The 24,985-nt window shown below is 70.4% G+C and carries 18 protein-coding genes and 1 pseudogene; 3 read left to right on the top strand and 16 right to left on the bottom strand.

Annotated elements, in window-relative coordinates; genetic code table 11:
- Positions 1-2 precede the first annotated feature (2 nt).
- Together ABD256_RS20520 and ABD256_RS20515 are read right to left on the bottom strand one after the other, a co-directional pair.
- The gene (locus ABD256_RS20520; protein ID WP_344420954.1) at positions 3-257 is read right to left on the bottom strand and encodes a Smr/MutS family protein; all 255 of its coding nucleotides are present in this window, start codon (positions 255-257) and stop codon (positions 3-5) included.
- Positions 258-771: 514 nt separating this feature from the next.
- The gene (locus ABD256_RS20515; RefSeq protein WP_344420951.1) at positions 772-927 is read right to left on the bottom strand and encodes a hypothetical protein; all 156 of its coding nucleotides are present in this window, start codon (positions 925-927) and stop codon (positions 772-774) included.
- Between the two features lie 2 nt (positions 928-929).
- Here ABD256_RS20515 and ABD256_RS20510 point away from each other — a divergent pair, with 2 nt between their 5' ends.
- Positions 930-1,811, top strand: coding sequence for an HNH endonuclease signature motif containing protein (locus tag ABD256_RS20510; protein WP_344420948.1), 882 nt, complete (start codon positions 930-932; stop codon positions 1,809-1,811).
- On the opposite strand, the gene ABD256_RS20505 is transcribed toward ABD256_RS20510, so the two are convergent.
- The 14 genes from ABD256_RS20505 to ABD256_RS20440 form a co-directional block, all read right to left on the bottom strand.
- Positions 1,812-2,300, bottom strand: coding sequence for a flavin reductase family protein (locus ABD256_RS20505; RefSeq protein ID WP_344420945.1), 489 nt, complete (start codon positions 2,298-2,300; stop codon positions 1,812-1,814).
- Positions 2,297-2,896 carry a UbiX family flavin prenyltransferase gene (locus ABD256_RS20500; protein ID WP_344420943.1) on the bottom strand — a complete coding sequence of 200 codons (600 nt, stop codon included), beginning with the start codon at positions 2,894-2,896 and terminating at the stop codon, positions 2,297-2,299. The genes ABD256_RS20505 and ABD256_RS20500 overlap by 4 nt, the downstream gene beginning before the upstream one ends.
- A 16-nt stretch (positions 2,897-2,912) precedes the next feature.
- Positions 2,913-4,322: a UbiD family decarboxylase domain-containing protein gene (locus tag ABD256_RS20495; protein ID WP_344420941.1), complete on the bottom strand. Its 1,410-nt coding sequence runs from the start codon at positions 4,320-4,322 to the stop codon at positions 2,913-2,915.
- Positions 4,322-5,014: a beta/alpha barrel domain-containing protein gene (locus ABD256_RS20490; RefSeq protein ID WP_344420938.1), complete on the bottom strand. Its 693-nt coding sequence runs from the start codon at positions 5,012-5,014 to the stop codon at positions 4,322-4,324. The genes ABD256_RS20495 and ABD256_RS20490 overlap by 1 nt, the downstream gene beginning before the upstream one ends.
- Positions 5,011-5,676, bottom strand: coding sequence for a phosphoribosylanthranilate isomerase (locus tag ABD256_RS20485; RefSeq protein WP_344420935.1), 666 nt, complete (start codon positions 5,674-5,676; stop codon positions 5,011-5,013). Before ABD256_RS20485 ends, ABD256_RS20490 begins: the two co-directional genes overlap by 4 nt.
- Before the next feature lie 29 nt (positions 5,677-5,705).
- Positions 5,706-7,070: a TrpB-like pyridoxal phosphate-dependent enzyme gene (locus ABD256_RS20480; RefSeq protein ID WP_344420931.1), complete on the bottom strand. Its 1,365-nt coding sequence runs from the start codon at positions 7,068-7,070 to the stop codon at positions 5,706-5,708.
- 16 nt (positions 7,071-7,086) lie between these two features.
- Positions 7,087-7,773: a transglutaminase-like domain-containing protein gene (locus ABD256_RS20475; RefSeq protein WP_344420928.1), complete on the bottom strand. Its 687-nt coding sequence runs from the start codon at positions 7,771-7,773 to the stop codon at positions 7,087-7,089.
- Between the two features lie 9 nt (positions 7,774-7,782).
- Entirely contained in the window at positions 7,783-8,928 is a 1,146-nt protein-coding gene (locus ABD256_RS20470) for an acyl-CoA dehydrogenase family protein (protein ID WP_344420925.1), read from the bottom strand.
- A 28-nt stretch (positions 8,929-8,956) separates the two neighbouring features.
- Positions 8,957-9,331, bottom strand: a complete 375-nt coding sequence (locus ABD256_RS20465; protein ID WP_344420922.1) for an ectoine synthase — start codon at positions 9,329-9,331, stop codon at positions 8,957-8,959.
- Positions 9,328-10,191, bottom strand: coding sequence for a tryptophan synthase subunit alpha (trpA, locus tag ABD256_RS20460; RefSeq protein ID WP_344420919.1), 864 nt, complete (start codon positions 10,189-10,191; stop codon positions 9,328-9,330). The genes ABD256_RS20465 and trpA overlap by 4 nt, the downstream gene beginning before the upstream one ends.
- Positions 10,184-11,209: an anthranilate phosphoribosyltransferase gene (locus ABD256_RS20455; protein ID WP_344420916.1), complete on the bottom strand. Its 1,026-nt coding sequence runs from the start codon at positions 11,207-11,209 to the stop codon at positions 10,184-10,186. Before ABD256_RS20455 ends, trpA begins: the two co-directional genes overlap by 8 nt.
- The gene (locus ABD256_RS20450) at positions 11,206-11,481 is read right to left on the bottom strand and encodes a phosphopantetheine-binding protein (protein ID WP_344420913.1); all 276 of its coding nucleotides are present in this window, start codon (positions 11,479-11,481) and stop codon (positions 11,206-11,208) included. The genes ABD256_RS20455 and ABD256_RS20450 overlap by 4 nt, the downstream gene beginning before the upstream one ends.
- Before the next feature lies 1 nt (position 11,482).
- Positions 11,483-12,973 (bottom strand): AMP-binding protein, encoded by a 1,491-nt coding sequence (locus tag ABD256_RS20445; protein ID WP_344420910.1) that lies wholly within the window; start codon positions 12,971-12,973, stop codon positions 11,483-11,485.
- Positions 12,974-13,903: 930 nt separating this feature from the next.
- Positions 13,904-15,382, bottom strand: coding sequence for an aminotransferase-like domain-containing protein (locus ABD256_RS20440; RefSeq protein WP_344420907.1), 1,479 nt, complete (start codon positions 15,380-15,382; stop codon positions 13,904-13,906).
- Between the two features lie 312 nt (positions 15,383-15,694).
- Between ABD256_RS20440 and ABD256_RS20435 the strand changes: the two are divergent.
- A pseudogene (locus tag ABD256_RS20435) lies at positions 15,695-24,769 on the top strand (amino acid adenylation domain-containing protein); the annotation flags it as partial.
- Positions 24,766-24,978 (top strand): MbtH family protein, encoded by a 213-nt coding sequence (locus tag ABD256_RS20430; protein WP_344420901.1) that lies wholly within the window; start codon positions 24,766-24,768, stop codon positions 24,976-24,978. The pseudogene ABD256_RS20435 and the gene ABD256_RS20430, both read left to right, overlap by 4 nt.
- The last annotated feature ends 7 nt before the right edge of the window (positions 24,979-24,985 follow it).

Here is a 24,985-nt window from a genome sequence, read left to right as displayed (position 1 = left end):
GATCAGGTCAAGTGCACCAGCACCATCCCGTCGTTGCCCGGCGCCACTTCTACCCGCCTGTACAGCTTCTTCAGATGAGGCTGCTTCAGTATCGCGAGCACGCGGCTCTTGAGCTTTCCCGACCCCTTACCCGGAATGATCTCGACCAGTGGCACCTTCTCGCCAGCCGCGCGGAAGAGCACGTTGCGCACCGCCTTGTCGATATCCCGGTCACTGCGGAAAATCGAGTGCAGGTCCACCGTGAGCTTCTCTGGCAACGCGTACTCCCTGGCCGGCGCGAAAAATCAAACGTCGAGCACCAATGTACCGGGTTCGCCTTCGCCGGGGCTCAGCGTCCAGGTGTGCGAGGAACTTCGTGCGGTCATCGTCCAGGTCGTTGGCGTATGGCTCGCGTGTTTGGTGGGCGCGGTGAAGGTTTCAAGCGCGCCTGCGGCGCGCCGTGGGGAACTGTCGCTCCACGGTGCGGGTCGCGTCGTTGGTCACCAGCGACAGTTCCCCACGGAACGGATCTCTTTGGTCACCTTGGTGTGCCGTTCCCGACGCATTGCCGGTCCCGATTGTTGTCCGGCTTCCGTTGTGTTGTCGTCCCGTTGTGTCGGCCTGCGATCTTGTATGTACCCGATTGGGTGTCGGGATTTGGTTTGCTGGTTGCTAGAATTGTGGGGTGTCTATCAGAAGTGCAGGTTCTGGGCGTTCTTTGTTTGCTGATTCTGTGGCGTTGGCCAATCTTGTGAAGTGGCGGGCGCAGGCTTTTGCATTGCGAAATATCTCTCAGATGGTGCGGGTGTCCTCGCGAAGATCGGTGGCCGGGGAGATCGCGTTGCTGTCGAATTTGACGCAGGCCGCGGCGGAGCGGAAGGTGGCGCTCGCTGTCGCGTTGACCTCATACCTGCCGTGCACGCTGGCCGCGATGGAGGCTGGGCTCATCAATGAGTATGCGGCTTCCCGGGTGTTCGAGGCGACCGCATGTGCATCCGAGGGGGGTGGCTGCTGAGGTTGACTCGTTGTTGGCGGGAAGGTTCGAGAATCGGAATCCGCCCGCACTGCGGAGGTTGGTCAATTCGTTGTTGATGCGGGTGGATCCTGATGGGTATGAGCGGCGGCGTCAGGAGAAGATGGCGGCCCGGCGGTTGGAGATCCGGCATGGGGATCACGGGTCGTCCACCCTGTTCGCGGAGTTGCCGTCGGATCGGGCGCAGGCGCTCTACGCCGCCTGTGACCGGGACGCACTCGCCAAGAAACGCCAGGGTGACAAGCGCACCATGGATCAGCTCAGGCTCGATGCGCTGGTCGAACGCTGCCTGGGTAGCCACGGATGTGCGGGGAAGCCGAAAGCGCAGATCTTCGTGCACATCGACCTGCCGACCCTGCTGGGGCTGCGGGACAATCCGGGCGAGCTGGCGGGGTGTGGTGACATCTCACCGGAGATGGCGCGGGCGATCGCGTTCGACGCCGACTCGGTCTGGAACCGGATCATCGACGAACCCATGACCGGCCTGCCCGTCGACCTCGGTCGGGAAAACTACCGGCCGCCGAGTGCGATGCGGAAGTACCTCCACGTCACCCACCGGACCTGCAGTATGCCGGGGTGCAACCGGCCCGCCCAGTACACCGACCTCGACCACGCACAGGCTTGGAAAGACGGCGGCGGAACCGACAAAGCGAATCTCCGGCCACTGTGCCGGGCCCACCACGTGCTGCGCGACGAACCCGGCTGGACCTTCACCACCAACGACACCGGCACCCTCACCGTCACCACCCCGAACGGGCGCAGCTACACCGAAGAACCACCACGCACCGGATTCGCCTGACTAGTCGATCGCGTGGTAGCCGCCTCGGTAGAAGACCAGTGCCGGGGTGTCACCGGTGGCGCGCAAGGACAGCACCTCGGCCAGGAACAGCACGTGGTCGCCCGCGGGGCGCACGGTGACCGATCGGCATTCCAGGTTCGCCACCGCACCGGTGAGCAGTGCGGCGCCGGTGCGGTGGCCGATCGTGTGGGCGACGCCGTCCAGGCGGCGCACGGTGGAACGGCTGGCGAAGCGGGCGGAGAGCGCTCGTTGGTCCGCGGCCAGCACCGATACCGCCCACAGGCCCGAAGCGCGCAGCGCGGCGGTGAACGGCGAGTCGCGGTGGAAGCACACCGACACCAGTGCGGGTTCCAGGGACACCGACGTGAAACTGTTGGCGGTGCGGGCGTCCGGGCCGCCCGCGGTCGTCGTGGTGATCACCGTGACGCCCGTCGGCATCCCGCCGAGCGTCGCGCGCAGCGTGTCCGGGGCGACGGGTGCGGCGGTCATCGCGCGCTCGCGGTGACCGACCGCAGGTGCTGGCCTTCCGGCAACCCGGTCCACCGGCGCGCCTGCGGCAGTTCGAGGCCGAACTGGTCGAGCACGCGCGCGGTGATCTGCGTGACCACGTCGTCGACCGTGGCCGGTCTGGTGTAGAACACCGGGACCGGCGGGGCGATCACGGCGCCCATCCTGGTCAGCGCGAGCATGTTCTCCAGGTGGATCTCGGACAACGGCAGTTCGCGCGGCACCACCACCAGCCTGCGCCGCTCCTTGAGCGCGACATCCGCGGCACGCGTGATCAGGTCGTCGCCGTAGCCCATGCGCACCGCGGCGAGCGTCTTCATGCTGCACGGCACGATGACCATGCCGTCGGTGCGGAACGAGCCGCTGGCGATGGCGGCGCACTGGTCGCCCGGCGCGTAGCTGTGATCCGCCATGGCACGCACCTCCGCCACGGTGTAGTCGGTCTCCAGTTCCACCGTGGCCCGGCCCCACTTGCTGAGCACGAGATGGGTTTCCACGCCCAGCTCGCGCAGTGCGGCCAGGACGCGCACGCCGAGCACCGCCCCGCTGGCCCCGGTGATCGCAACGATCAGTTTCACGATCGGCTCCCTGTCGTCATCGGGCGAAGCTGCGCGTCACCGAGGAGCGCAGCGCGTGTGGGACGGTCGCATCGATGTAGGTACGGCCAGGCGGCGAATCGGCGCCCCTCGCCGCTGCCCAGCCGGCCCCCTGCGACGGGTCCATGGTCAACGCGCGGAATCCGCCGAACGTGACGGAGTCCGTGTTCAGGTTCGCCCGCGTGGTGATCGCCCACAGCACGTCTTCGGCCGACGTGATGTCGACGTCGTCGTCGGTGAACACGATGAGCTTGACGAACGGGTGGTCGTCGAAGATCCGGCGGGCGATGTGCTTGAGCCTGCCGTCCGCCTCCGGCGACGGTTTCCGCACCGACACGAAGAGCAGCAGCATGCCGCCACCCGCCGGCGAGTAGTGCAGGTTGTGGATCAGGTTCCAGTCGTCGCCGTCGTGCGACAGCGCGACCGACAGCGTGCCCGCCGTGCCGAGGATCACCGACTGTTCGCGGCCGGGCCCGATCACCGCCTGGTAGACCGGCGATTCGCGGCTGGTCACCGCGGTCACCGTGAGCACGGGGAGATCGCGGCGGGCTTCCCCGTCGTAGCCGAGGAACTCGGGCAACGACACGTCGGGAGCACCGCTCAGCGTCTCGTCGGTGACGGTGTCGTCGAGGTAGCCCTCCAGCACCAGTTCCGATTCGGCCAGCACGTACGTGGGCTGGCCGACCGCGGGCGCGAGGGCGATCGGTGCCCCGGCCAGCGCACCGGCGATCGCCAGCTTTCCGGTCCCCGCCAGCACTTTCGAGCTGAGCGCGGAGGCGATCATGGCCGCGGGCGGCACGCCGATGTTGACCGACACCGCCAGCCTGCCCGCACGCCGGACCGCGGCCTCGTGCATCGCGCGCAACCGCCTGCTCGGCACCATCCAGACCGCGAGCCGGTCCGGCCCCACCACCAGCATCCGGTGCACCGACAGGGCGACTTCGCCGGTGTCCGGGTCGGCCGCGTAGATCATCCCCATGGTCAGGTACGGGCCTGCGTCACGGGGGGTCGAGTACAGCACCGGCAGCTCGCCGAGGTCGATCCGGTGCCTGCGGACCACGGCCTGCACCGGCGGATCCGCGACCGTTTCGGGCGGGCGCACCGCGGCGAGCACGCGGTCCGCGGCTGCCCTGCTGACCGCCTCGGGCAGGCCGGGCAGCCAGGCGCGGACACGATCGCGGCACCCGTAGAGCCCGAGCAGCACCGGTACCGGCGAATCCTCGATCCGGTACTCCACGGCCTTTTCCGGGCGGGCGAGGGAATTCGCCGGAATACCCCCGAAGCCCGCCGCGAAATCCGCCGCGACGTCCTTGCGCGAGAACGCATCCGGTCTGCTCACCCACTCGTCCGGCCGATGGGTGCGGATCCACTCCGCGGCGGCACGCAAAGAAAGTCCTGGCTGGTTCATCACGCCGCTCCCCTCGTCGTGGCCAGTTCGGCGAACCAGCCCGCCGGGCTCGCCGAGTCCAGCAGCGCCGTGCCGACGAGCAGGCCGGAATACCCCGCCGCGAGGAGCGCGGCCGCGTCCGCCGCCGTGCCGACGCCGCTCGCGCTCACCGCGCACCGGGTGCCGGTGGCACACACGGCCTGCAGCAGTCGCAGGCTTCGCGCGAGGTCACCGTCGTCGCGCTCGCCGGTCCGGATGTCCTTGTTGTTCACCGCGATCACGCAGTCGGCCGGATGGGCCACGTCGGCGATCTCCTCCTCGGAAACCACTTCGACGAACGGGGTGAGCCCGAGCCCGAGCGCGCGCTCGGTCAGGCTGCGCAACACCTGCGCCGGCAACAACTGCGCGGTCAGCAGCACGGCCGACGCACCGAACTCGGCCGCTCGCCGGAGCTGCCGTTCCCTGGTGAGGAAATCCTTCTGCAGCAACGGAACCCGGCTCACCTCGCGCACCGCGCGCAGCATCTCGACGGTGCCGCCGAACCACGATCCGGTCACCACGGACAAGCACGGCGCGCCTGCCTCGTGGTAGGCACGCGCCACGTCAGCGGGACCGCGGCCGCCGAGTAGGTCCCGGCCCCCCGAATCGCGGGCCTTGACCTCCGCGATGACCGGCACCGGCGCGGCTGTCAAAGCCTCGATGAAGGCGCTCATGCGGCGGGCACCCCCACCGTCCACTCGCGACGGATGGCCCGCACCGCGTCCGCGTCGAACCGTCCTCGCTCGTCCCGTGCGCCCGAATCCACGTCGATCCCGGCGAACCGGTGCGCACGGGTCACCGCGCGGAACTGCCCCGCGTTGCGCGCGGTGAGCCCGCCCGCGAGCAGGACGGGCCGGTCGACCGCCTCGACGACCGACGCGGCCACCTCTGGGTCCAGCCGGTGCGCCGTGCTGCCGATGCGCCCGCCGGCCATCGAGTCCAGCAGGAACAGATCCGCCCCCGCCCGCTGGTAGGCGTTGATCAGCGGGCGCTCCAGGCACTGCCCGTCGCGGATGTGGAGGACCTTGACCACGGTCAGCCCGCGCGCCTTCAGCGCGCGGACCGTGGCCGGGGTCTGGTACCCGTGCAACTGCACCCAGCTCACCCCGGACCCGGCGACCCGCGCGAGCAGACCCCGCACGTCACGGGACAACGTCACCAGGACGGGCGTGCGACCACGCTTCCTGGTCGCGCGCGCCAGCCGGTCGAACGCGTCGTCGTCGAGCTGCGCGTGCCCGTCCGGCACCCCGCTCCACAGTCCGATCAGATCCGCGCCCGCCTCGGCGAGCAGGTCGATGTCCGCCACGCGGGTCGCACCGCAGATCTTGATCAACATGAGGTCCCCCTGCAGAGCCGGTCAAATGGTCACGCGTCGGCGAAGGCTGGTAGTTCGGCGAGTGCGGCGTTGAGCGCTTCTTGGTCGATCGCGTCGTCCCGCATCTGCCCTGACAGATAGCGCTCGTAGGCGCCGAGGTCGAAGTGACCGTGCCCGGAAAGTCCGAAAAGGATTGTCTCGCCGACCCCGTTTTCCTTGCAGCGCAGCGCTTCGCGAATGGCGACCTCGATGGCGTGGGTCGACTCGGGCGCCGGGATGATGCCCTCCGCGCGGGCGAACCTGATGCCCGATTCGAAGCACTTGGTCTGCGCGACCGCCGCCGCCTCGACCAGGTTCGCGGCCAGCGCCTCGCTGACCAGTGGCGCCATTCCGTGGTAGCGCAGGCCACCCGCGTGCAGTGACGGTGGCACGAAGCTGTGGCCGAGCGTGTGCATCTTCAGCAGCGGGGTGAGTCCCGCGGTGTCGCCGAAGTCGTAGCCGAGCCTGCCCTGCGTCATCGTCGGGCACGCGGCGGGTTCCGCCGCGATGACCCGCACGCGCCTGCCGCCGCGAAGCTGCGCGCCGAGGAACGGGAACGCCAGCCCACCGAAGTTGCTGCCGCCACCGGTGCAGCCGATCACGATGTCCGGGTAGTCGTCGGCCAGTGCGAACTGGCTGATCGCCTCCTGGCCGAGCACGCTCTGGTGCAGCAGGACGTGGTTGAGCACGCTGCCGCCCGCGTAGTTCGTGGCCGGGTCGTTCACCGCGATCTCGACGGCCTCCGAGGTGGCGATGCCCAGGCTGCCGGGGCAGTCCGGATCGGCGGCCAGCACGGCGCGGCCCGCCTCGGTCTCCTTGCTGGGGCTCGGTGTGCAGCGCGCGCCGTAGGTTTCCATCAGCAGCTTGCGGTACGGCTTCTGGTGGTAGCTCACCTTCACCATGTAGACCTGCACGTCGATCTCGAAGAGGGCGCCGGCGAGCGCCAGCGACGAACCCCATTGCCCGGCACCGGTTTCGGTGGCCAGCTTCTCGATACCGGCCTCTTTGTTGTAGTACGCCTGCGCGATCGCGGTGTTCGGCTTGTGGCTTCCCGCGGGGCTGCCGCCCTCGTACTTGTAGTAGATGCGCGCCGGGGTGTCCAGCGCGCGCTCCAGCCGCCTCGCGCGGAACAGCGGCGACGGCCGCCACTGGGCGTAGAGCTGGCGCACCGGTTCCGGGATCTCGATCTCCCGCTCACGGCTGAGCTCCTGCCTCGCCAGCTCCACCGGCATGATCGGCAGCAGGTCGGCCACCTCGATCGGCCTGCCGGTGCCGGGGTGCAGCATCGGCGACGGGTCGGTGAGATCGGCAGCGAGGTTGTACCAGGTCTCCGGCAGTTCGCTCTCGCTGAGCTGGTACTTGACCTGTTCGGCCATTTCTCTTCTCCTGGTCTCAGAGGTGTGTCGCCGGCGCTTCGGCGACCAGCGAACCGGTGGTGAACGTGTCGGAACCCGAGAAAAGCAGGGGATGCGCGGCGCGCAGCCCGGTGATGACGAGGTCGTAGGGCAGGTCGTCGAATTCGCCGTGCTCGTGCAGGAACTCCATGTGCCTGCGCCCAGCCGGGTCGTAGGGGTGGTAGACGCTGTCCCCGGTGCCGTCGAACTCCAGTGGCGCGATCCGGTACAACCGGCACAGCCGCTTGTTGAACACCGGTGTCGCCCTCAGCCACCGCTCCCCCAGCCGGACCGAGGCCAGGCAGTGGAACCGGAAGACGTCGCCGCCGACCAGCTCGCGCAGCCGATCCGAGGCGAGGTGGTTGCGCACGTCGGTGAGCACCAGCCTGGCAGGCACGCCGATCGCCCGCGCCGCGGCGGCGAACAGCACCGACTTGTGCAGGCACATCCCGGAGCCGCTGCGCAGCACCCCGCTGGCGCTCAGGCCGCCACGGGACAGGTCCGCGCCGTAGACCTCGTAGCGGACGTCGTCGCGCACCGCCCGGTACAGCGCCGCGACCGCTTCCGCCGGGGCCGGTGCCCCGCCGGGGAGCACCCGTCGCACGAAGTCCCGCACCGGCGCGGAATCGTGGTCGAGGAACTCGGTCGCCGCCAGTCCGGCGTGCTCCGCTCGTTCAGCCGTCATGGCCACCCCTCACGTCCCCAGGCCGAGCATCGTGGCGATGCGGTTGTGCTGGATCTCCGAAGTCCCCGAATAGATGGTCCCCGCGACCGCGTTGCGGAGGTCCTTTTCCAAGCCGTACTCGGCCATGTACCCGTTGCCGCCGAAGATCTGCACGGCGGCCAGTGCGGAAGCCACGTTGCTCTCGCTCGCGGTGAGCTTCGCTATCGCGATGTCCGTCGTCACGTTCTCTTTCCTGGTCAATCGGAGCGCGGTGTCGTACAACCACTTCCGAGTCGTTTCGACGCCGATCTTCATGTCGACGATCTTGTGCGAGATCGCCTGGTACGACGAGATCGGCTTGCCGAACTGCTCGCGCTGGTTCGCGTATTCCACGCACCGCTCGAGGCGGTGCTGCATTTCGCCGAGGTTGATGACGAACGAACAGAGGATCTCCCACTTCATCACGTAGTCGAGCACCAGGAAACCCGCGCCGCGCCGCCCGACGACGTTCGCGGCGGGAACGCGGCAGTCGTCGAAGTACAGCTCGCACAGCGGCGAGGTGCGCAGCCCCATCTTCGGAATGGCATTGCCGACCGAGAAACCGGGCGTGTCCCGTTCGACGAGGAACGCCGTCGTGCCGAGGGGACCGCCGTCGGGATGGGTTTTCGCGTACACGATGAACACGTCCGCGACCGGCCCGTTGCTGACGAAGGTCTTGCTCCCGTTGAGCACGAAGGAATCGCCGTCGGCGACCGCGGAGGTGCGCCCGGCGAGCGCGTCCGAGCCCGCGCCGGGCTCGGAGATCGCGTGCGCGCCGATCACCTCGCCGGTGCAGATCCTCGGCAGGTAGGTGCGCTTGAGGTACTCGGAACCGTAGCGCTCGAGGGGAATGCCCGTGCTCACCATGTGCGTGGAAACCGAGAAGTTCAGCCCGCCGTCCCGGCAGTCGCGGCCGAGCGCTTCGAGCACGTACATCGTGGTGAGCAGGTCCTGGCCGAGGCCGCCCCAGCGCTGGTCGAACGGGAGCCCGAGTATCCCGCATTCGGCGACGAGCTTCCACTTGTCCATGCCGAACGTGCCCGCGTGGTCACGCTCGACGTGCCCGGCGCTCAGTTCGGCACACCACTTGCTCAGTCCGGCGGCCAGCTCGCGCTGGTCCGCGTTCCACTCGATCACGGGTCATCCCCCATCGGCGTTCGAAGGCTCAGTACTGCGAGAAACCGTCGGAATCCAGGCTGTGCCGTTCGTCCCCGCGCAGCGCGGGGGAGAACACGCACACCAGCCGCAGGTCCTCCTCCTCGGACGCGATGAGGAAATGGGGATCGTTGCGGTCGAGCGCGTAGAGGGTGCCCGGCTCGACGCTGTGGGAGGTGCCGTCGATATCGACCACCTCGCCCTTTCCGGAAATGCAGTAGCAGGCCTCCAGGTGGCGGCGGTACTCCAGCCGCGACTTGGTCCCCGCGTGCACGATGGTGTCCGTGACGCTGTACCCGAGACCATCGTTGTCGAGCAGGAAGCGGCGGCTCACCCCGTTGCCCCAGTCGACCGCCTTCACGTCGTCGATCTTTCGGACGATCATCCTTGACCCTCTTTTCTCGAACCGGAAGAAATTGCCCCGGCACGGCCACTGCCGCCGTGCCCCGACCGTATTTCGCGGACGAACCCCGCGAGCGAACCGACGATGTCCGTCCCGTCTGCCAAGGCCCGCTCGACGACGGCCACCGCCGCGCTGCCGACGATCGCCGCGTCGGCGCCCGCCGCGCGGACCCCGGCGATCTCGCGCGCCCCTCGGACGCCGAACCCGACCGCGATCGGCACCGGCGCGATCGCCCGCAGCGCGCCGATCAGCGGTGCCAGTTCCGCGTGCCCGCCCGGCGGCGCGGACCCGGTGCGGCCGTAGTGCGCGACCAGGTAGAGATAGGCCGAGGCGTGGCGCGCCGACTCCCGCAGGGTCTGCTCGCCGGAGTTCGGGTAGCAGGTCGTCACCACCGGTACCCGCCGGTCGGCCGCCGTCTCGTAGTACTCCGCGCGCAGTCGCGGCGGCAGCCCGTGCACCAGGAGCGCGTCGGTGCCGACCTCGCCGAGCAGGCCGAGGAAATCGGGTAGTCCGCACGGCTTGACCGTGTGGCTCCAGTCGGCAAGCAACGCGATCCGCAGGTGCTCGAGGCCGGCGTGCACCTTGGCCACCGCGTCGAGCGTGCGCCGCAGGTCCACCCCGTCTGCCAGCGCGCGCCGAGCGGAGCGGCGGACGACCGGGCCGTCGGTGAAGGAGTCGGGAAACGGCACCGCGAGCTCCAGGCAGTCCACTTCGGACTCGTCGAGCATCTGGATCAGCTCCGGCAGCACGGGCAGCGGCGGATCGCCCGCGTTGAGGAACAGCGCCAGCCCTGGACGCTCCGGCGGCGCGGCGAAGAAACCTGGTCGGACGTGCTCAGCCATGGGCGCCGACGACCTCCGGCTGACGGCACCGGTCCACCAGCCGCCGTGCGGCCCCGTCGCGCACGGCGGCCAGTGCGGCCCGCACCGCCTCCGGCCACGAAGCGCACGCGCCCACCGCGATCGCCAGCGCGGCCGCGTTCAGGCACACCGTGTGCACGGCGCCGTCGGGGGCGCGCCCCGCGAGCACGTCGAGAAACCGTTCGACCGCTTCAGCTTCCGGCGCCGCGGCAAGATCGGCGTCGGAAGCGGGGACCAGCCCCAGTGCGCCGGGGTCCAGCACCTCCGGCGCCCGCCCGTCGTTCCCCAGCACCGCGTTCGGACCGGCCGTGGTCAGTTCGTCCACACCGTACTCGTTGTGGCACAACAGGATCCGCTTCGTGCGAGCGCGCTCGGCGAGCACTCCGAGATGCCCGGCGAGATCACCGACCGCGATGCCGGTCACCTGCGCCGACACCGGTATCGTCGGCAGGAACGGCCCGACCGCGTTGAGGAACCGGCCGACCGCGCGGATGTCCAGTGGCGCCACGTCACGGGCCAGCGAGGTGATCTGCGCCGGGTAGACGAAGTTGCCCGCGAACGCGATGCCGTGCCGGTCCAGCACCTCGGCCGTCCGCTCGTAGGAACCGGTCAGCTCGATGCCGAGCAGTCCGAGCAGGTCGAACGAGCCGACCCGGCCGGAGTAGGCGCGGGACCCGGTCTTGAGCACGCGCACGCCCATCGCCGCGGCCACGAAGGCACTCGCGGTGGAGATGTTGAACGTGCCGCGCCCGCCGCCGGTGCCGACGATGTTGACCGTGTCCGGGAAGTCCACCGCCGGTACCGCCCGGCGCTCGTCGAGCGAGTCGAACAGCGCGCGAAGGGTCTCCCGGTCCGGCATCGCCGTCCCGAGCGACGCGAGCACCGCGGCCGCTTCCCCTCGCCGCAGTTTCCCGGCGGCCTGGCGGTCCCAGAACGAGCGCCAGACCGGTAAGCCGACCGGTTCGGCGCGCGCCAGCAGCATCGACAGTATTTGGGTCATGACAAGCGGACCGCCGTCGTTTCGAGCGCGGCGCTGACGAAGGCGTTGATCGCGATGACCGTGCGGAAGCTGTCCGGGTTCAGTTCGACGTCGTCGACCGGCACGTCGAAGGTGTCTTCCAGCCAGGCGATCAGCTTGAGCAGCCCGAGGCTGTCGATCACGCCGTTGGCGATCAGGTCGTAGCCGAGGTCGAGGTCCTCGTGCCGCACGTCGGGGAGGAATTCCTCGACGACGAACGTGCGGATGGCCGCGGTGTGGTCGGTGTGGTCCACGTCAATGTCCTTTCGAGTACGTGCTGGCGATCTGCTTGCGATCGGGCTTGCCCGTCGACGTGCGCGGCAGTGCCGCGTCGACGAGGTGCAGGACTGCGGGAACGGCGGCGGCGGGCAGCCGGGTGGCGCAGTGCCGCCGGATCGCCAGGCTGTCCGGCGCGTCGGTGGTGCGCCTGCGCACCACCGCGTGCAACACGGTGCCCGCGATCGTGTCGGGCGCGCCGAACACCACGGCCTCCGGGATGTCCGGGTGCGCGAGCAGCGCCCGCTCCACCTCCTGGGTGTTCACCCGCGAGCCGCGGACCTTCACCTGGAAGTCGTTGCGCCCCAGCAAGGTCAGCGCGCCGTCGGCATCGCGGCGGACGAGGTCGCCGGAGGCGAAGTAGCGCAACCGGTCCCGGCCTGCCGGATGCGGCACGAAGGCCCGCTCGGTGAGCGCGGCGTCGAGATAGCCCGGTGCCTGGAATGGCGTGTTGACTAGCAGCTCGCCGACGCCCTCCCCTTCCAGCACCACCCCGTCCCGGTCGACCAGCAGCGCGCTGACCCCGTCGATCGGGCGGCCGAGCGGGACGGGACCGTCCGCACCGGCATCGTCGATCGGGTGCAGGAAGCTGTCGTTGGTCTCGGTGCACCCGTAGAGGTTGTAGAGCTGCGCGCCGGGGAACAGCCCGCGCAGCCGCCGCAGGCACCGCGGTGGCAGCACGTCGCCGGTGGAGATCACGTACCGGACCGCCGGGTGCGGGCCCGCGGTCGATTCGAGCAGCAGCTGGTAGCACATCGGGACCGCCTGCACGAGGTGCACGCGGTGGCGCTCGATCAGCTCGTGCAGGTAGCCGGCCCTGGTCGCGCGCCTGGCGTCGACGAGCACCACCTTGCCGCCCGTGGCGAGCGTGGTCCAGATGTCGAGCAGGCACAGGTCGAAGTTGAGCGGCGCGTAGTTCAGCACGGTCTTCGGGCCATCGCCGAAGAAGGCCGCGCTCGCCCAGCCGACGAACCTGCCGACCCCGCCCGCGGTCAGCGGGATGATCTTCGGCACGCCCGTCGACCCGGAACTGGTCAGCATGAACAGGACGGCGTCCTGCCCGCCGTCGTGCTCGGTGAGCGGGGCAGGGGTTCCGCCGTCCGAAGTGGACAGATCGACGACGTGTCCCGCCGACGGCGACGGCACCGCGGACACCTTCACCCGGCAGCCCGCCTTGTCGAGCAGGTGCGCCTCGGTGTCGCTGGGCAGTGTCGTGGAAGTCAGCAGGACCGGGTGCCCCGCGCTCAGCGCGCCGAGCACCAGCGCGATCGTGTCCGGCGTCTTCTCCGCGTGCACGGCCACCGGTGTGCCCGGCTCCAGGCCGAGAGCGGTGAGCGCGGCACGGGCACGGCCCGCACGCAGGACCAGTTCGCCGTAGCCGATCTCTTCGTCCCGCCAGCACAGCGCCGGGGCGGCCGGCCGCTCCTTGGCCTGCCCCGCGATCGCACCGACCAGCCCCGCGTCATCCATCGTGTTCCCAGCATGTTTTTCGCAGCCTGAGGTGGCCGTCAGAGTCGCGCACAGAAATCCCCCACGGAAAAGGAAACATGTTTGACGAAATAGTTCGATCTTGCCCGGACACGTCTCCCCATGAGCTGCGCACGTCCCGGTGCTGACGCAAGGTTATTTCAGTTTTCCGCTGATCGGGACGGGCGGTCGGAGCATTTCGCGTGATCCGTTCAGACTAAGGTGGACCGCTCGGGTGCCGAATAATGGCCTGGTCCGACCTTGCCACTCGATTGCCCACAACCAATAACCCTCGGTATTCACCACGATATTGTGTTTTCACGGGAAACAACCGTGGAAAGTGCGCTCGACCTGGGCTCGAACACTTCTCCCGACATGATCGAGAGCTCTTCTGGATGCAGAGTACTGACTAACAGCCGAATTGGTCAGTTGATATCGAAGACGGTGGACACGATCAACAGCGCCGGACCGGCCCACTCACCCTCGATCATCGATCCGGCACCCTGACCAGGGTGTTTACCGCAAAACTGGGACACGAGCCGAGATCATTCCGGTGCACGACAGGGACGGCACGCGTGCGGACGAGGCGGCACCGATGGACCGGCAACGCCAAACGGGAATCCACCGCCGCGGACCACTTGCGCGAACCGGGGAAAGCCGAAGCCGGATATGGCAGGGTCGCATCACCAAATGGCGTTCACCGCACACGGTGCGTAACGTTCCCACTGCGAGATTCACTGCCGGAATTCAAGACGGGCACCCGGTTCGATAATCCCGTACGTTGGGAAGCGGCGGAATTACGCTCCGTGAATGGTCGACACCCGGCCGCGACGGCGGCGCCCACTAAAGAAGGTTTGTTAAAGAAGGGCCCGCGAAAGACAAAACGGCACGAGGCCGCCGCCCCGGCGCAGATACATCATCTTTTCACTATTTTCAGATGATCGGCTGCATTAGCCCGGTGGCGGGACCGTGCCGTTGCAGTTCCAGCCACGCCCTGCTCAGCCTGCCGACCAGCTCGGTCAGCACCTCGATCGGGAAACTGCACGGCAGGCGCACGTAGTTGTCGTGCGCCCCGGTCGGATCCGTCGACGATCCCGCGACGACCTCGACGCCGTGGCGCAGGGCGACCTGCGCGAAAACCTGCGCGTTGGTGTCCGGCAGCTCGACCCACAGCGCGGAACCGCCGTCGGGGCTACGCCACCGCCAGGACGGCAGGTGCTCGGTGAGCAGCTCGCGCAGGTGGTCCATCCGCGACTGCAGGATGCCGGCACGGGCGCGCGCGATTTCGCCGATGTCCGGGAGCAGGCGCGCGGCCAGTGCCTGGTCGAGCACCGGCGTGCCGAGATCGGCGCGGACCTTGTACCTGGCCAGCCGTTCGATGATCTCGCCAGGCCCGCGCGCCCAGCCGATGCGCAGCCCCGCCCACACCGCCTTGGCCAGCGAGCCGACGGTGAGCACCTCGGCGGCAGGCGGCGCGAACGCCGCGATCGGCGGCGGCACCGACCCGCCGCACGACGAGCTCGTGGCGTAGGCGTGGTCCTCCAGCAGTGACACGTTGAACCGCACGCACAGCTCGGCGACCCGCTTGCGCCGCGCCGCAGACATCAGCGTGCCGGTCGGGTTGTGGTAGGTCGGCATGACGTAGAGCAGCACCGGCTGGTGTTCCGCGAACGCCTGCGCGAGCAGGTCGGGGCGGATGCCCTCCTCGTCGAGGGGGACGCCGACGAGCCGGGCGCCCGCCGCGCGGAACAGGTCGAGGAAACCGGGCCAGCTCGGCGATTCGACGACCACCGCGCACCCCGGCCGCAGGTACATCTGCGCGACGAGGCCCATCACCTGCTGCGCGCCGGTGGTGACCAGCACCTGGTCCGCGGCGGTGGGTAGCTCGGCGGCCGTGTAGTAGTCGGCGACGGCCCGGCGCAGCGGCGGGAAGCCCCGCGGGTGGTACCCGATGTCGGCGAGCAGGTCCGGCAGATCGGTGCGGACGAGTTCGCGCACGGCGTCGCCGAGTTCCGGCACCGCGGGCTCGATGGTCATCGCCAGCGAGATCAGCTCGCTCGGCCCGTCGACCATGCGCTGGAAGATCGACGTGGCCCTGCCACCGGGAACCCTGCCGTCCGCGGCGAGCGTCCTCGGCCGGACCGCGGCGGTGACGCGCGTGCCGCTGCCCCGCTGGCTGTCGATCATCCCGCTGCCGCGCAGCTCGTCGTAGGCGGCGACGACCGTCGCCCTGCTGATCGCCAGCCGCTGCGCGAGCTCCCGCTCGGACGGCAGCCGTTCGCCCGCGCGCAGATCGCCGGCGCGGATCGCCCGTTCCAGCGCGCGGGCCAGCTTCCGGTACAGCGGCGCCCTCGACACGGTCCAGTCACCGAGCAGGTCCACCACGGCCCCGAGGTCACCAGAGCGGTCCACTTCATCGCCCCACTACGCGATTGGCCTGTCTCCATGGATGCGCGGCGCACCTCGCCGTCGCCATCCCCGTCCGCCAGAAGGTAGCGCCTTTTCCCGCGGTACCGGCCTTTTTCCCACCAGAAGCACCAACCCAGTCCACCTTCCCCGCCATTGGACCGGGACTGGCGGCGGTGCGGTGGGAAAGCATGAAGCGGTGCAACCAGTCCACACAGGGGTATGGACTGGTCCGCGACTGCTGGAGGATCTCGCATGGGGGCATCCGACGTGACCGGCCAGGACCTCGACCGGCTCATCGCCGACTGGAACGACACCGCGGCCGCCGTGCCCGGCACGACACTGCCGGACCTGTTCGCCGAACAGGTCGTGCGCACGCCACGAGCGCCCGCCGTCGTCTTCGAAGGCGAAGAGCTGACCTACGCGCAGCTCGCCCGCCGGGTCGGCGATCTCGCCGCGGCACTCCGCGCCCGCGGCGCGGGGCCCGGCCGGATCGTCGCCATCGCGGTGCCGCGCTCGCTCGAACTGATCGCCGGGCTGCTGGCGGTGCTGGAAACCGGTGCCGCGTACCTGCCGATCGACCCGGACTACCCGGCCGACCGGATCGCGTTCATGCTCGCCGACGCCGAGCCCGTGCTGGTGCTGAGCACCATGGCCGCCGGCGTGGTGTTGCCCGGCGGCACCGAAAAGATCCTGCTGGACCGGATCGACCTGACCGCGGCGCACCCGAACGGGCACCGGCACCGGCGGCCGACACCGCACGACGCGGCGTACGTGATCTACACCTCCGGTTCGACCGGGCGGCCGAAGGGCGTCGTCGTCTCGCATCGCGGCATCGTCAACCGCCTGCTGTGGATGCAGGCCGAGTACCGGCTCGGCGCGGACGACCGGGTGCTGCAGAAGACCCCGTCCAGCTTCGACGTTTCCGTGTGGGAGTTCTTCTGGCCGCTGATCGTCGGTGCCACCCTCGTGGTGGCCCGCCCGGACGGCCACCGCGACACGGCCTACCTCGCCGAGACGATCCAGTCCGCGGGGATCACCACGATCCACTTCGTCCCGTCCATGCTGCAGGTGTTCCTGACCGAGCCGGCGGCCGCGGCCTGCACCGGGCTCCGCCGGGTGATCTGCAGCGGCGAGGCGCTCCCGGCCGACCTCGCGCAACGGTTCCGCGACACGGTCGGCGTCGGCCTGCACAACCTGTACGGCCCGACCGAGGCATCGGTCGACGTCACCTACTGGGAGTGCGCCGAAGAGCCGGGGCAGACCTCGGTGCCGATCGGCCGTCCGGTGTGGAACACCCAGGTGCACGTGCTGGACGCGAACCTGCGCCCGGTCCCGGTCGGCGAGATCGGCGAGCTCCACCTCGGCGGTGTCCAGCTCGCGGACGGTTACCTGCGGCGAAGCGCGCTGACCGCGCAGCGGTTCGTGGCCAGCCCGTACGGACCGGCCGGTTCCCGGATGTACCGCACCGGTGACCTGGCGAGATGGCGCGAAGACGGCGTGCTCGACTACGCCGGCCGCGTCGACCACCAGGTGAAGATCCACGGCCAGCGGATCGAGCTCGGCGAGATCGAGGCGACGCTCGCCGACGATCCCGCGGTCGCGCAGGTCGCCGTGACACTGCGGGAAGACCGCGAGGGCAGTCACCGCCTCGTCGCCTACGTGGTCCCCGCGGCGGGCGACCCGGCCGAGTTCGACGTGGTGCGCCTTCGCCGCCACGCCGCCGATTCGCTGCCGGCGCACATGACTCCCGCGGCCGTCGTGGTGCTCGAAGCGTTCCCGCTGTCGCCGAGCGGCAAGCTGGACCGTGCGGCACTGCCCGCGCCGCCCAAGACCGCGCCGGAGCAAGGCCGTGCCGCGACCACCCCGGTCGAGCGGGCGCTCTGCGAACTCGTCGGCGAGGCGCTCGAAGTCACCGGAATCGGTGTGGACCACGACTTCTTCGACCTCGGCGGCGACAGCATCACCGCGATCCGCCTGGTGAGCGCCGCACGCAGGCGCGGGCTCGCGTTCACCCAGCGCGACGTCTTCGCACAGCGCACCGTCGAACGGCTCGCGCTGGTGGTTTCCCAGGCCGGAACCGGCGCACTCCCCCAACTGTCCTCTGTGGACAACGAGAGCACCGGAGGCCTACCGGACGGCACCGTCGCGTGGCCGCTCACGCCGCTGCAGGAAGGGCTGCTGTTCCACGCTTCCCTCGATTCGGACGCTCCCGACGTCTACACCATGCAGCTGACCTTCGAGCTGCACGGCGAGGTGGACACGGCCGTGCTGCGCGCTTCCGCGGAGGCGTTGCTGCACCGGCACCCGAACCTGCGCGCCGGGTTCCCGCACGACCGCTCCGACCGGCCCGTCCAGGTGATCGCGGAGCACGTCGACCTGCCGTGGACCGAAATCGACCTCACCGGGACACCCGAGGCCGAGCGCGACGCCGAGGCCGACCGCCTGGCCGAGGCCGACGCCGCCGTCCGGTTCGACCTCGCCGCGCCACCGCTGCTGCGGTTCACCCTGCTCCGGCTCGGCGCGCGGCGGTGGCGGGTGCTGGTCGCCCACCACCACATCCTGATCGACGGCTGGTCCACGCCGACGCTCGTGCGCGAATGGCTGTCCGGTGAAGCCACCGCGGGCGCCTCGCCGTACCAGCACTACCTCGGCTGGCTCGCCGGTCTCGACCGGCAGGCGGCCGAACGCGCCTGGTCCGAGACCCTCGACGGGATCGACGAGCCGACGCTGGTCGCCGCGCCCGGCAGCAGCCGCGAACCCGGCGAGACCGAGCATCTCGTCACCGCGCTGTCAGCGGAGTCGACTTCGGCGCTGAGCGCGGCCGCCCGCCGGCACGGGTTCACGATGAACACCGTCGTGCAGGCGGCATGGGCGATGCTGGTCGGGCAGCTCACCGGCCGCCAGGACGTCGTGTTCGGCACCACCGCCTCGGTGCGCCCGCCCGAGTTGCCCGGCGCCGGGTCGATGATCGGGTTCTTCCTCAACACCACGCCGGTGCGCGTCCGGCTGGACCCGGCCCGGTCGCTGGCGAACCTGCTCGCCGCGGTGCAGGACCAGCAGTCGAGGATGACCGAGCACCAGTGCCTCGGGCTGTCCGACCTGCACCGGCTCACCGGTCTGGACGAACTGTTCGACACGCTCACCGTGTTCGAGAACTTCCCAGCGGAGCCGGTCTCCCCCAGCGACGCGATCCGGGTCGGCGAGCTGAACACCACCTACCCGAGCAGTTACCCGCTCAGCCTGTACGCGATCCCCGGCCAATCGGGCGCCGTGGGGGGTGGTGGCCTGCGCCTGCGGTTGTGCTTCCGGCCGGAGGTGTTCGACCGCGCCGATGCGGAAGCGCTGGGCCTGCGGCTGCTGCGCGTGCTCGAGGCGTTCACCGAGGACGCGCACCAGCCGGTGGGCAGGCTGCGCCTGCTCGGCGAAGAAGACCTGGCGCTGGCGGTCTCCGGCCGCAACCAGACCGCCCACCCGCTGCCCGGCGGCGATCTCGTGGACCTGTTCGAACAGGCCGTGGCGGCGACGCCGGACAACGTCGCGGTGCTTTCCCCGGCGGAGAGCCACACCTACGCCGAGCTGAACGCGCGCGCCAACCGGCTGGCCCGCGTGCTGCTCGCCGAAGGCGCGGCACCGGACCGCTTCGTGGCGCTCGTCCTGCCCCGCACCCCGGACCTGGTGGTCGCGCTGCTCGCCGTGCTCAAGACGGGCGCAGCCTACCTGCCGATCGACCCCGACTACCCGGCCGACCGCGTGCGCTTCATGCTCGACGACGCCGATCCCGCGCTGGTGGTGACCACCACCGAACTCGCCGGCGACCTGCCCGGAAACGTGGTGGCGCTGGACGATCCGGCCACGGCGGCCAGGGTCCGGGAGTGCTCCGGTGCCGACCTCACCGACACCGAGCGCGGCCGTCTCCTGCCGGGCAGCGCCGCCTACGTGATCTACACGTCAGGCTCGACCGGGCGGCCCAAGGGCGTCGTCGTCCCCCGCTCGGCGTTCCTGAACTTCCTGCTGTGCATGCGCGAGCGCTTCCCGCTCGACGGCGCCGACCGGCTGCTTTCGGTCACCACCATCGCGTTCGACATCGCCGGGCTGGAAGTCTTCGTGCCGTTGCTGTCCGGTGCGGGCGTGGTGATCGCGCCCAAGGACACCGTGGTCGACCCGGAATCGCTCGCCGCGCTGATCCGCGGCACCGGGACGACGATCATGCAGGCCACGCCGTCGCTGTGGCAGTCGCTGGTCACCACCGTGCCGTCGAGCCTGGCCGGGTTGCGCGTGCTGGTCGGCGGCGAGGCGTTGCCCGCGAGCCTCGCCGCCGATATGCGCGAACTGGCGAGCCAGGTCACAAACCTGTACGGGCCAACGGAAACCACGGTGTGGTCGACCGCGGCCGTGCTCGGCCAAGACGGCACGCCCACCATCGGCGGGCCGATCTGGAACACACAGGTGTACGTGCTGGACGCCGCGCTGCGCCCGGTGCCCGCCGGTGTCACCGGTGAGCTGTACCTCGGCGGCGACGGGCTGTCCCGGGGCTACCTCGGCCGCCCCGGCCTGACCGCGGAGCGGTTCGTCGCGAGTCCGTACGGTGGACCGGCGGGCACCGCGGCGCAAAGCGCCTCCGTGGGGGGTGGTGGCCGGGCGACGGGTGGGCGGATGTACCGGACCGGCGACCTGGCGCGCTGGCGCGCCGACGGCAACCTCGACTTCCTCGGCCGGGTGGACCACCAGGTCAAGGTGCGCGGGTTCCGCATCGAACTCGGCGAGGTCGAGGCCACGATCGCCGGCCACGACGACGTGGCGCGCTGCGCGGTCGTGGTTCGCGAGGACCGGCCCGGCGACAAGCTGATCGTCGCCTACGTGACGGGCCGCGCCCCCGATCCGGCTGGACTGCGCGCGCTCGTCGCCGCTTCGCTGCCCGAATACATGGTGCCCGCCGCGGTCGTCGCGCTGGACGAGCTGCCGCTCACGCCGAACGGCAAGCTCGACCGCGCGGCGCTGCCCGCGCCGGATCTGCTGGCAGCGGGCGGCCCGGTGGCGTCGCGAGGAGCGCGCACGCCGCGCGAGGCGATCCTGTGCGAGCTGTTCGCGGAGGTGCTCGGCACGCCGCGAATCGGGGTGGATGACGACTTCTTCCGGGCAGGCGGCCATTCCCTGCTGGCGATCCGGCTGGTCAGCAGGGTACGCGCGGTGTTCAAGGCGGAGCTGCGGATCAAGACGGTGTTCGAGGCGCCGACGGTCGGCAAGCTGGCCGGGCTGATCGGCGGCTCGTCGGACGCACGGGCACCGCTGACCCGCTACGAACGCCCGGAGCGCGTTCCGCTGTCGTTCACCCAGCAGCGGTTGTGGTTCCTCAACCGCTTCGAAGGCCCGTCGCCGACCTACAACGTGCCGCTGGTGCTGCGCCTGTCCGGGACCGTCGACGTCGAAGCCCTGCGCGCCGCGCTGGACGACGTGGCGGGCAGGCACGAGGCGATGCGCACGGTGTTCGTCGCGGGGGACGGCGACCCGCACCAGGTCGTGCTGGACGCCACCCCCGCGCTCACGGTGTCCGAAGTGGACGAGCGCGATCTCGACGCGGCGCTGCTGGCCGCCGCGCGCACCGGGTTCGACCTCGGCGCCGATCTTCCCGTGCGCGCGCACCTGATGAGCACCGCGCCGGACCGGCACGTGCTGCTGCTCGTCCTGCACCACATCGCGGTGGACGGCTGGTCGCTGAGCCCGCTGGCGCGCGATCTCGCCACGGCCTACACCGCCCGGTGCGCCGGACGGGGTCCGGAATGGACACCGCTGCCGGTGCAGTACGTGGACTACACGCTGTGGCAGCACGAAATGCTGTCGGACTCCTCCGGCGGCGCGCTCGACGGGCAGCTCGACTTCTGGACGAAGACGCTCGCCGACGGGCCCGATCACCTCGAACTGCCCACCGACCGCCCCCGGCCGCCGGAGCTGAGCAACCGGGGCGGCACCGCCGCCGTCCACATCGGACCAGAGCTGCACGGCGCGATGGTCGCGCTGGCCAGGAAGTCCGGCGCGACGGTGTTCATGGTGCTCCAGGCCGGGCTGGCGGCGCTGCTGACCCGGCTGGGCGCGGGTACCGACATCCCCATCGGCACACCGGTCGCGGGACGCACCGACGACGCGCTCGACGATCTCGTCGGCATGTTCGTCAACACCCTCGTGCTGCGCACCGGAACCGCGGGCAATCCGACGTTCCGCGAGCTGGTCGAACGCGTCCGAGAGGTCGACGTCGCCGCGTTCGCCAACGCGGACACCCCGTTCGAGCGCCTCGTCGAACGCCTGCAGCCCGCGCGATCGCTGTCGCGGCATCCGCTGTTCCAGGTGATGCTGGTGTTCCAGAACGCCCTGCGCGAGAAGGTCGAACTGCCGGGGCTGGCCGCGTCGGTGGACACGCTCGACATCGGGGTCGCGAAGTTCGATCTGACCGTGGACCTCCACGAGCGCACCGGTGCGGACGGGACGCGCGACGGCATCGAAGGCAAGCTGGAGTACAGCACGGACCTGTTCGACCGGGCCACCGCCGAGCTGTTCGTGGAGCGGCTGGTGCGGCTGCTCACCGACGCGGCGAACGACCCCGCCACCCCCATCGGCGAGCTGGAAGTCCTGTCGGAGCCGGAAAAGCAGCGGCTGCTGCACGACTGGATGGGCCCGCGCGAAGACACCCCGCTCGCTCCCTTGCCGACGCTCGTCGAAGCCAGGGTGCGCGCCACGCCCGACGCCGTGGCCGTACGCTTCGACGGCGCGGAGTCGACCTACGCCGAACTCAACGAGCGCGCGAACCGGCTCGCCCACCACCTGGTGCGGCTGGGCATCGGGCCGGAAGACGTGGTGGCACTGGCCTTTCCGCGCTCCACCGAGATGATCGTCGCGTGGCTCGCCGTGCTCAAGGCGGGCGCGGCCTACCTGCCGATCGACCCCGGCTACCCCGCCGAGCGCATCGAATACATGCTCGTCGACGCCGAACCGGCACTCGCGCTGACCGTGCGCGCGGTCGCCGATCAGCTCGCCGGGCTCGGCGCGGACGTGCTGGCGATCGACGATCAGTCCACTGTGGACGCGCTGACCCGGTGCCCCGCGAGCGACGTGACCGACGCGGACCGGCGGCACGCGCTGTCGGTGGACAACGCCGCGTACGTCATCTACACCTCCGGCTCGACCGGCAAGCCCAAGGGTGTCACGGTGACCCACCGCGGGATCGGCAACGTCGCCGCCACGCACGTCGACCGGCTCGGCCTGGACGCCACCAGCCGGTTCCTGCTGGTCGTGTCGATCAGCTTCGACGTGTCCATGGCCGATATCGCGATGACGCTGCTCGCCGGCGCCACGCTGGTCGTGCCGCCGCCGGAGGCCCGTGCCGCCGGTGACGACCTCGCCGCGCTGATCGAGGGCAACGCGATCACGCACACCGACGTGGTCGCCTCGATGCTGGCCTCGATGCCGGAACGGGACCTGCCGACGCTGCGCGGGTTCGTGGTCGGCGGCGAGGCGTGCACGGCCGAGCTGGTCCGGAAGTGGGCGCCCGGCCGCACGATGATGCAGGTCTACGGACCGACGGAGACGACGGTCGTGGCCACCATGAGCGATCCGCTCGGCGGCCCGCTCGACGGCGACGCGCCGCCGATCGGCAGGCCGATCCCGAACGCGGTGGTACGGGTGCTCGGCGCGGACCTCCGCCCGGTGCCGCCGGGGGTGACCGGCGAGCTGTACATCACCGGCGCCGGCCTCGCGCGCGGCTATCGGCACCGCCGCGGCCTCACCGCCGAGCGGTTCGTCGCCGACCCGTACTGCGCGTCGGCAGACACAGCGGCGCGAAGCGGCTCCGTGGGGGGTGGTGGCTGGGTGACGGGAGACACAGCGGCGCGAAGCGCCTCGGTGGGGGGTGGCGGCCGGGTGACGGCAGACACAGCGGCGCGAAGCGCCTCCGTGGGGGGTGGTGGCTGGGCGACGGGCGGGCGGATGTACCGCACCGGCGATCTGGTGCGGTGGCGCGCCGACGGGAACCTGGAGTTCGTCGGCAGGGACGACAACCAGGTCAAGATCCGCGGGTTCCGCATCGAGCTGGGCGAGGTCGAGGCCGCGGTCTCCGGTCACGACGCCGTCCGGCAGGCCGTGGTGATCGCGCGGGAGGATCAGCCGGGGCTCAAGCGCTTGGTCGCCTACGTGGTCCCGGACGGCGGCGCGGCGCTGGATCCGGTGGACCTGCGCGCGCACGCGGCGGCCGTGCTCCCCGAGTACATGGTGCCGTCCGCGTTCGTCGTACTGGACGCGATCGCGTTGACCGCCAACGGAAAGGTCGACCGGCGCGCGCTGCCAGCCCCCGATCTCAGCGGTATCGTGTCCGGCCGCGCTCCCCGCACCGCTCGCGAGCAGGCGCTGGCCACCGTGTTCGCGGACGTGCTCGGCCTGCCGCGCGTCGGCATCGACGACAACTTCTTCGATCTCGGCGGGCATTCGCTGCTCGCGGCGAGGCTGATCGGACGGGTCCACGCGGCGCTCGGCGCCGAAATCGGCCTGCGCGCGCTGTTCGAGGCGCCCACGGTGGCGGCACTGGCCGACCGTCTGGGCACCGCTTCGGGCGGTGACCTCGACGTGCTGCTGCCCCTGCGCGGGACGGGCACGCGGACCCCGCTGTTCTGCGTGCATCCCGCCGTCGGGGTCGGCTGGGTGTACTCGGGCCTGCTGCGCCACCTCGGCCAGGACCGTCCGGTGTACGCGCTGCAAGCGAGCGGCCTGACCGATCCGGCCGGGTCGCCCGCCACCGTGGAGCAGATGGCCGGGCGGTACGTCGCGGCGATCCGGACGGTGGCGCCGCACGGGCCGTACCTGCTGCTCGGCTGGTCGTTCGGCGGGCACGTGGCGCACGCCATGGCAACACGCCTGCAAGCCGAAGGCGAGCGGGTCGACCTGCTCGCCGTGCTGGATGCCTACCCTGCCACCGAAAGCGGACCGGCAGGCGAACACGAGGTGCTCGCCGCGATCCTCGAATCGGTCGGGGTGAGCGCGGACGAGCCGCTCGACCCGGCCGCGTTCCTGGCCGCGCTGAACCAGGCGGGCAACCCGCTCGCCGGTGTCGCGGAGACCCACCTCGACGCGATGGCGTCGGTGTTCGCGGGCAACGCCGATCTCGCCTCCCGGTTCACGCCGGGCCGGTTCGCCGGTGACCTGGTGCATTTCCGCGCCACCGAAGGGAAATCGGCCGCGGACCCGGTACCGGCGGACTGGCACCCCTTCGTGACGGGCGCGGTGGACGTCGTCGAAGTGGCGTGCGCGCACGGCGAAATGACCCAGCCCGAACCCATCGCCCGAATCGGCGGCGAACTCGCCGCCCTGATCGACGCCCGGAGCGACGTCACCGAAGGAGCGCGACCGTGACCAACCCATTCGAAACCGCCGACGCCGAGTTCGTCGTACTCGTCAACGCCGAGAACCAGCATTCGATCTGGCCCGATTTCGTCGAGGTGCCCCAGGGCTGGGAAACCGTGTACGGCCCCGACGCGAGGCAGACCTGCCTCGACTACATCGAGGAGAACTGGACCGACATGCGCCCGCAGAGCCTGATCGACGCACAGCGGTCGTCCTGAAGCGCGG

It is taken from the genome of Amycolatopsis minnesotensis, from assembly GCF_039529815.1.
Classification (GTDB): Bacteria; Actinomycetota; Actinomycetes; order Mycobacteriales; family Pseudonocardiaceae; genus Amycolatopsis; species Amycolatopsis minnesotensis.
Note: the sequence above shows the minus strand (reverse complement) of the source record. Positions and strands in the feature narration are given on the sequence as shown.

Coding starts and splice junctions, on each gene's coding strand:
- ABD256_RS20515 (WP_344420951.1), bottom strand. CDS start 927: ATGAGCCCAGCCTCCATCGCGGCCAGCGTGCACGGCAGGTATGAGGTC.
- ABD256_RS20510 (WP_344420948.1), top strand. CDS start 930: ATGAGTATGCGGCTTCCCGGGTGTTCGAGGCGACCGCATGTGCATCCG.
- ABD256_RS20505 (WP_344420945.1), bottom strand. CDS start 2,300: ATGACCGCCGCACCCGTCGCCCCGGACACGCTGCGCGCGACGCTCGGC.
- ABD256_RS20495 (WP_344420941.1), bottom strand. CDS start 4,322: ATGAACCAGCCAGGACTTTCTTTGCGTGCCGCCGCGGAGTGGATCCGC.
- ABD256_RS20490 (WP_344420938.1), bottom strand. CDS start 5,014: ATGAGCGCCTTCATCGAGGCTTTGACAGCCGCGCCGGTGCCGGTCATC.
- ABD256_RS20485 (WP_344420935.1), bottom strand. CDS start 5,676: ATGTTGATCAAGATCTGCGGTGCGACCCGCGTGGCGGACATCGACCTG.
- ABD256_RS20480 (WP_344420931.1), bottom strand. CDS start 7,070: ATGGCCGAACAGGTCAAGTACCAGCTCAGCGAGAGCGAACTGCCGGAG.
- ABD256_RS20475 (WP_344420928.1), bottom strand. CDS start 7,773: ATGACGGCTGAACGAGCGGAGCACGCCGGACTGGCGGCGACCGAGTTC.
- ABD256_RS20465 (WP_344420922.1), bottom strand. CDS start 9,331: ATGATCGTCCGAAAGATCGACGACGTGAAGGCGGTCGACTGGGGCAAC.
- trpA (WP_344420919.1), bottom strand. CDS start 10,191: ATGGCTGAGCACGTCCGACCAGGTTTCTTCGCCGCGCCGCCGGAGCGT.
- ABD256_RS20455 (WP_344420916.1), bottom strand. CDS start 11,209: ATGACCCAAATACTGTCGATGCTGCTGGCGCGCGCCGAACCGGTCGGC.
- ABD256_RS20445 (WP_344420910.1), bottom strand. CDS start 12,973: ATGGATGACGCGGGGCTGGTCGGTGCGATCGCGGGGCAGGCCAAGGAG.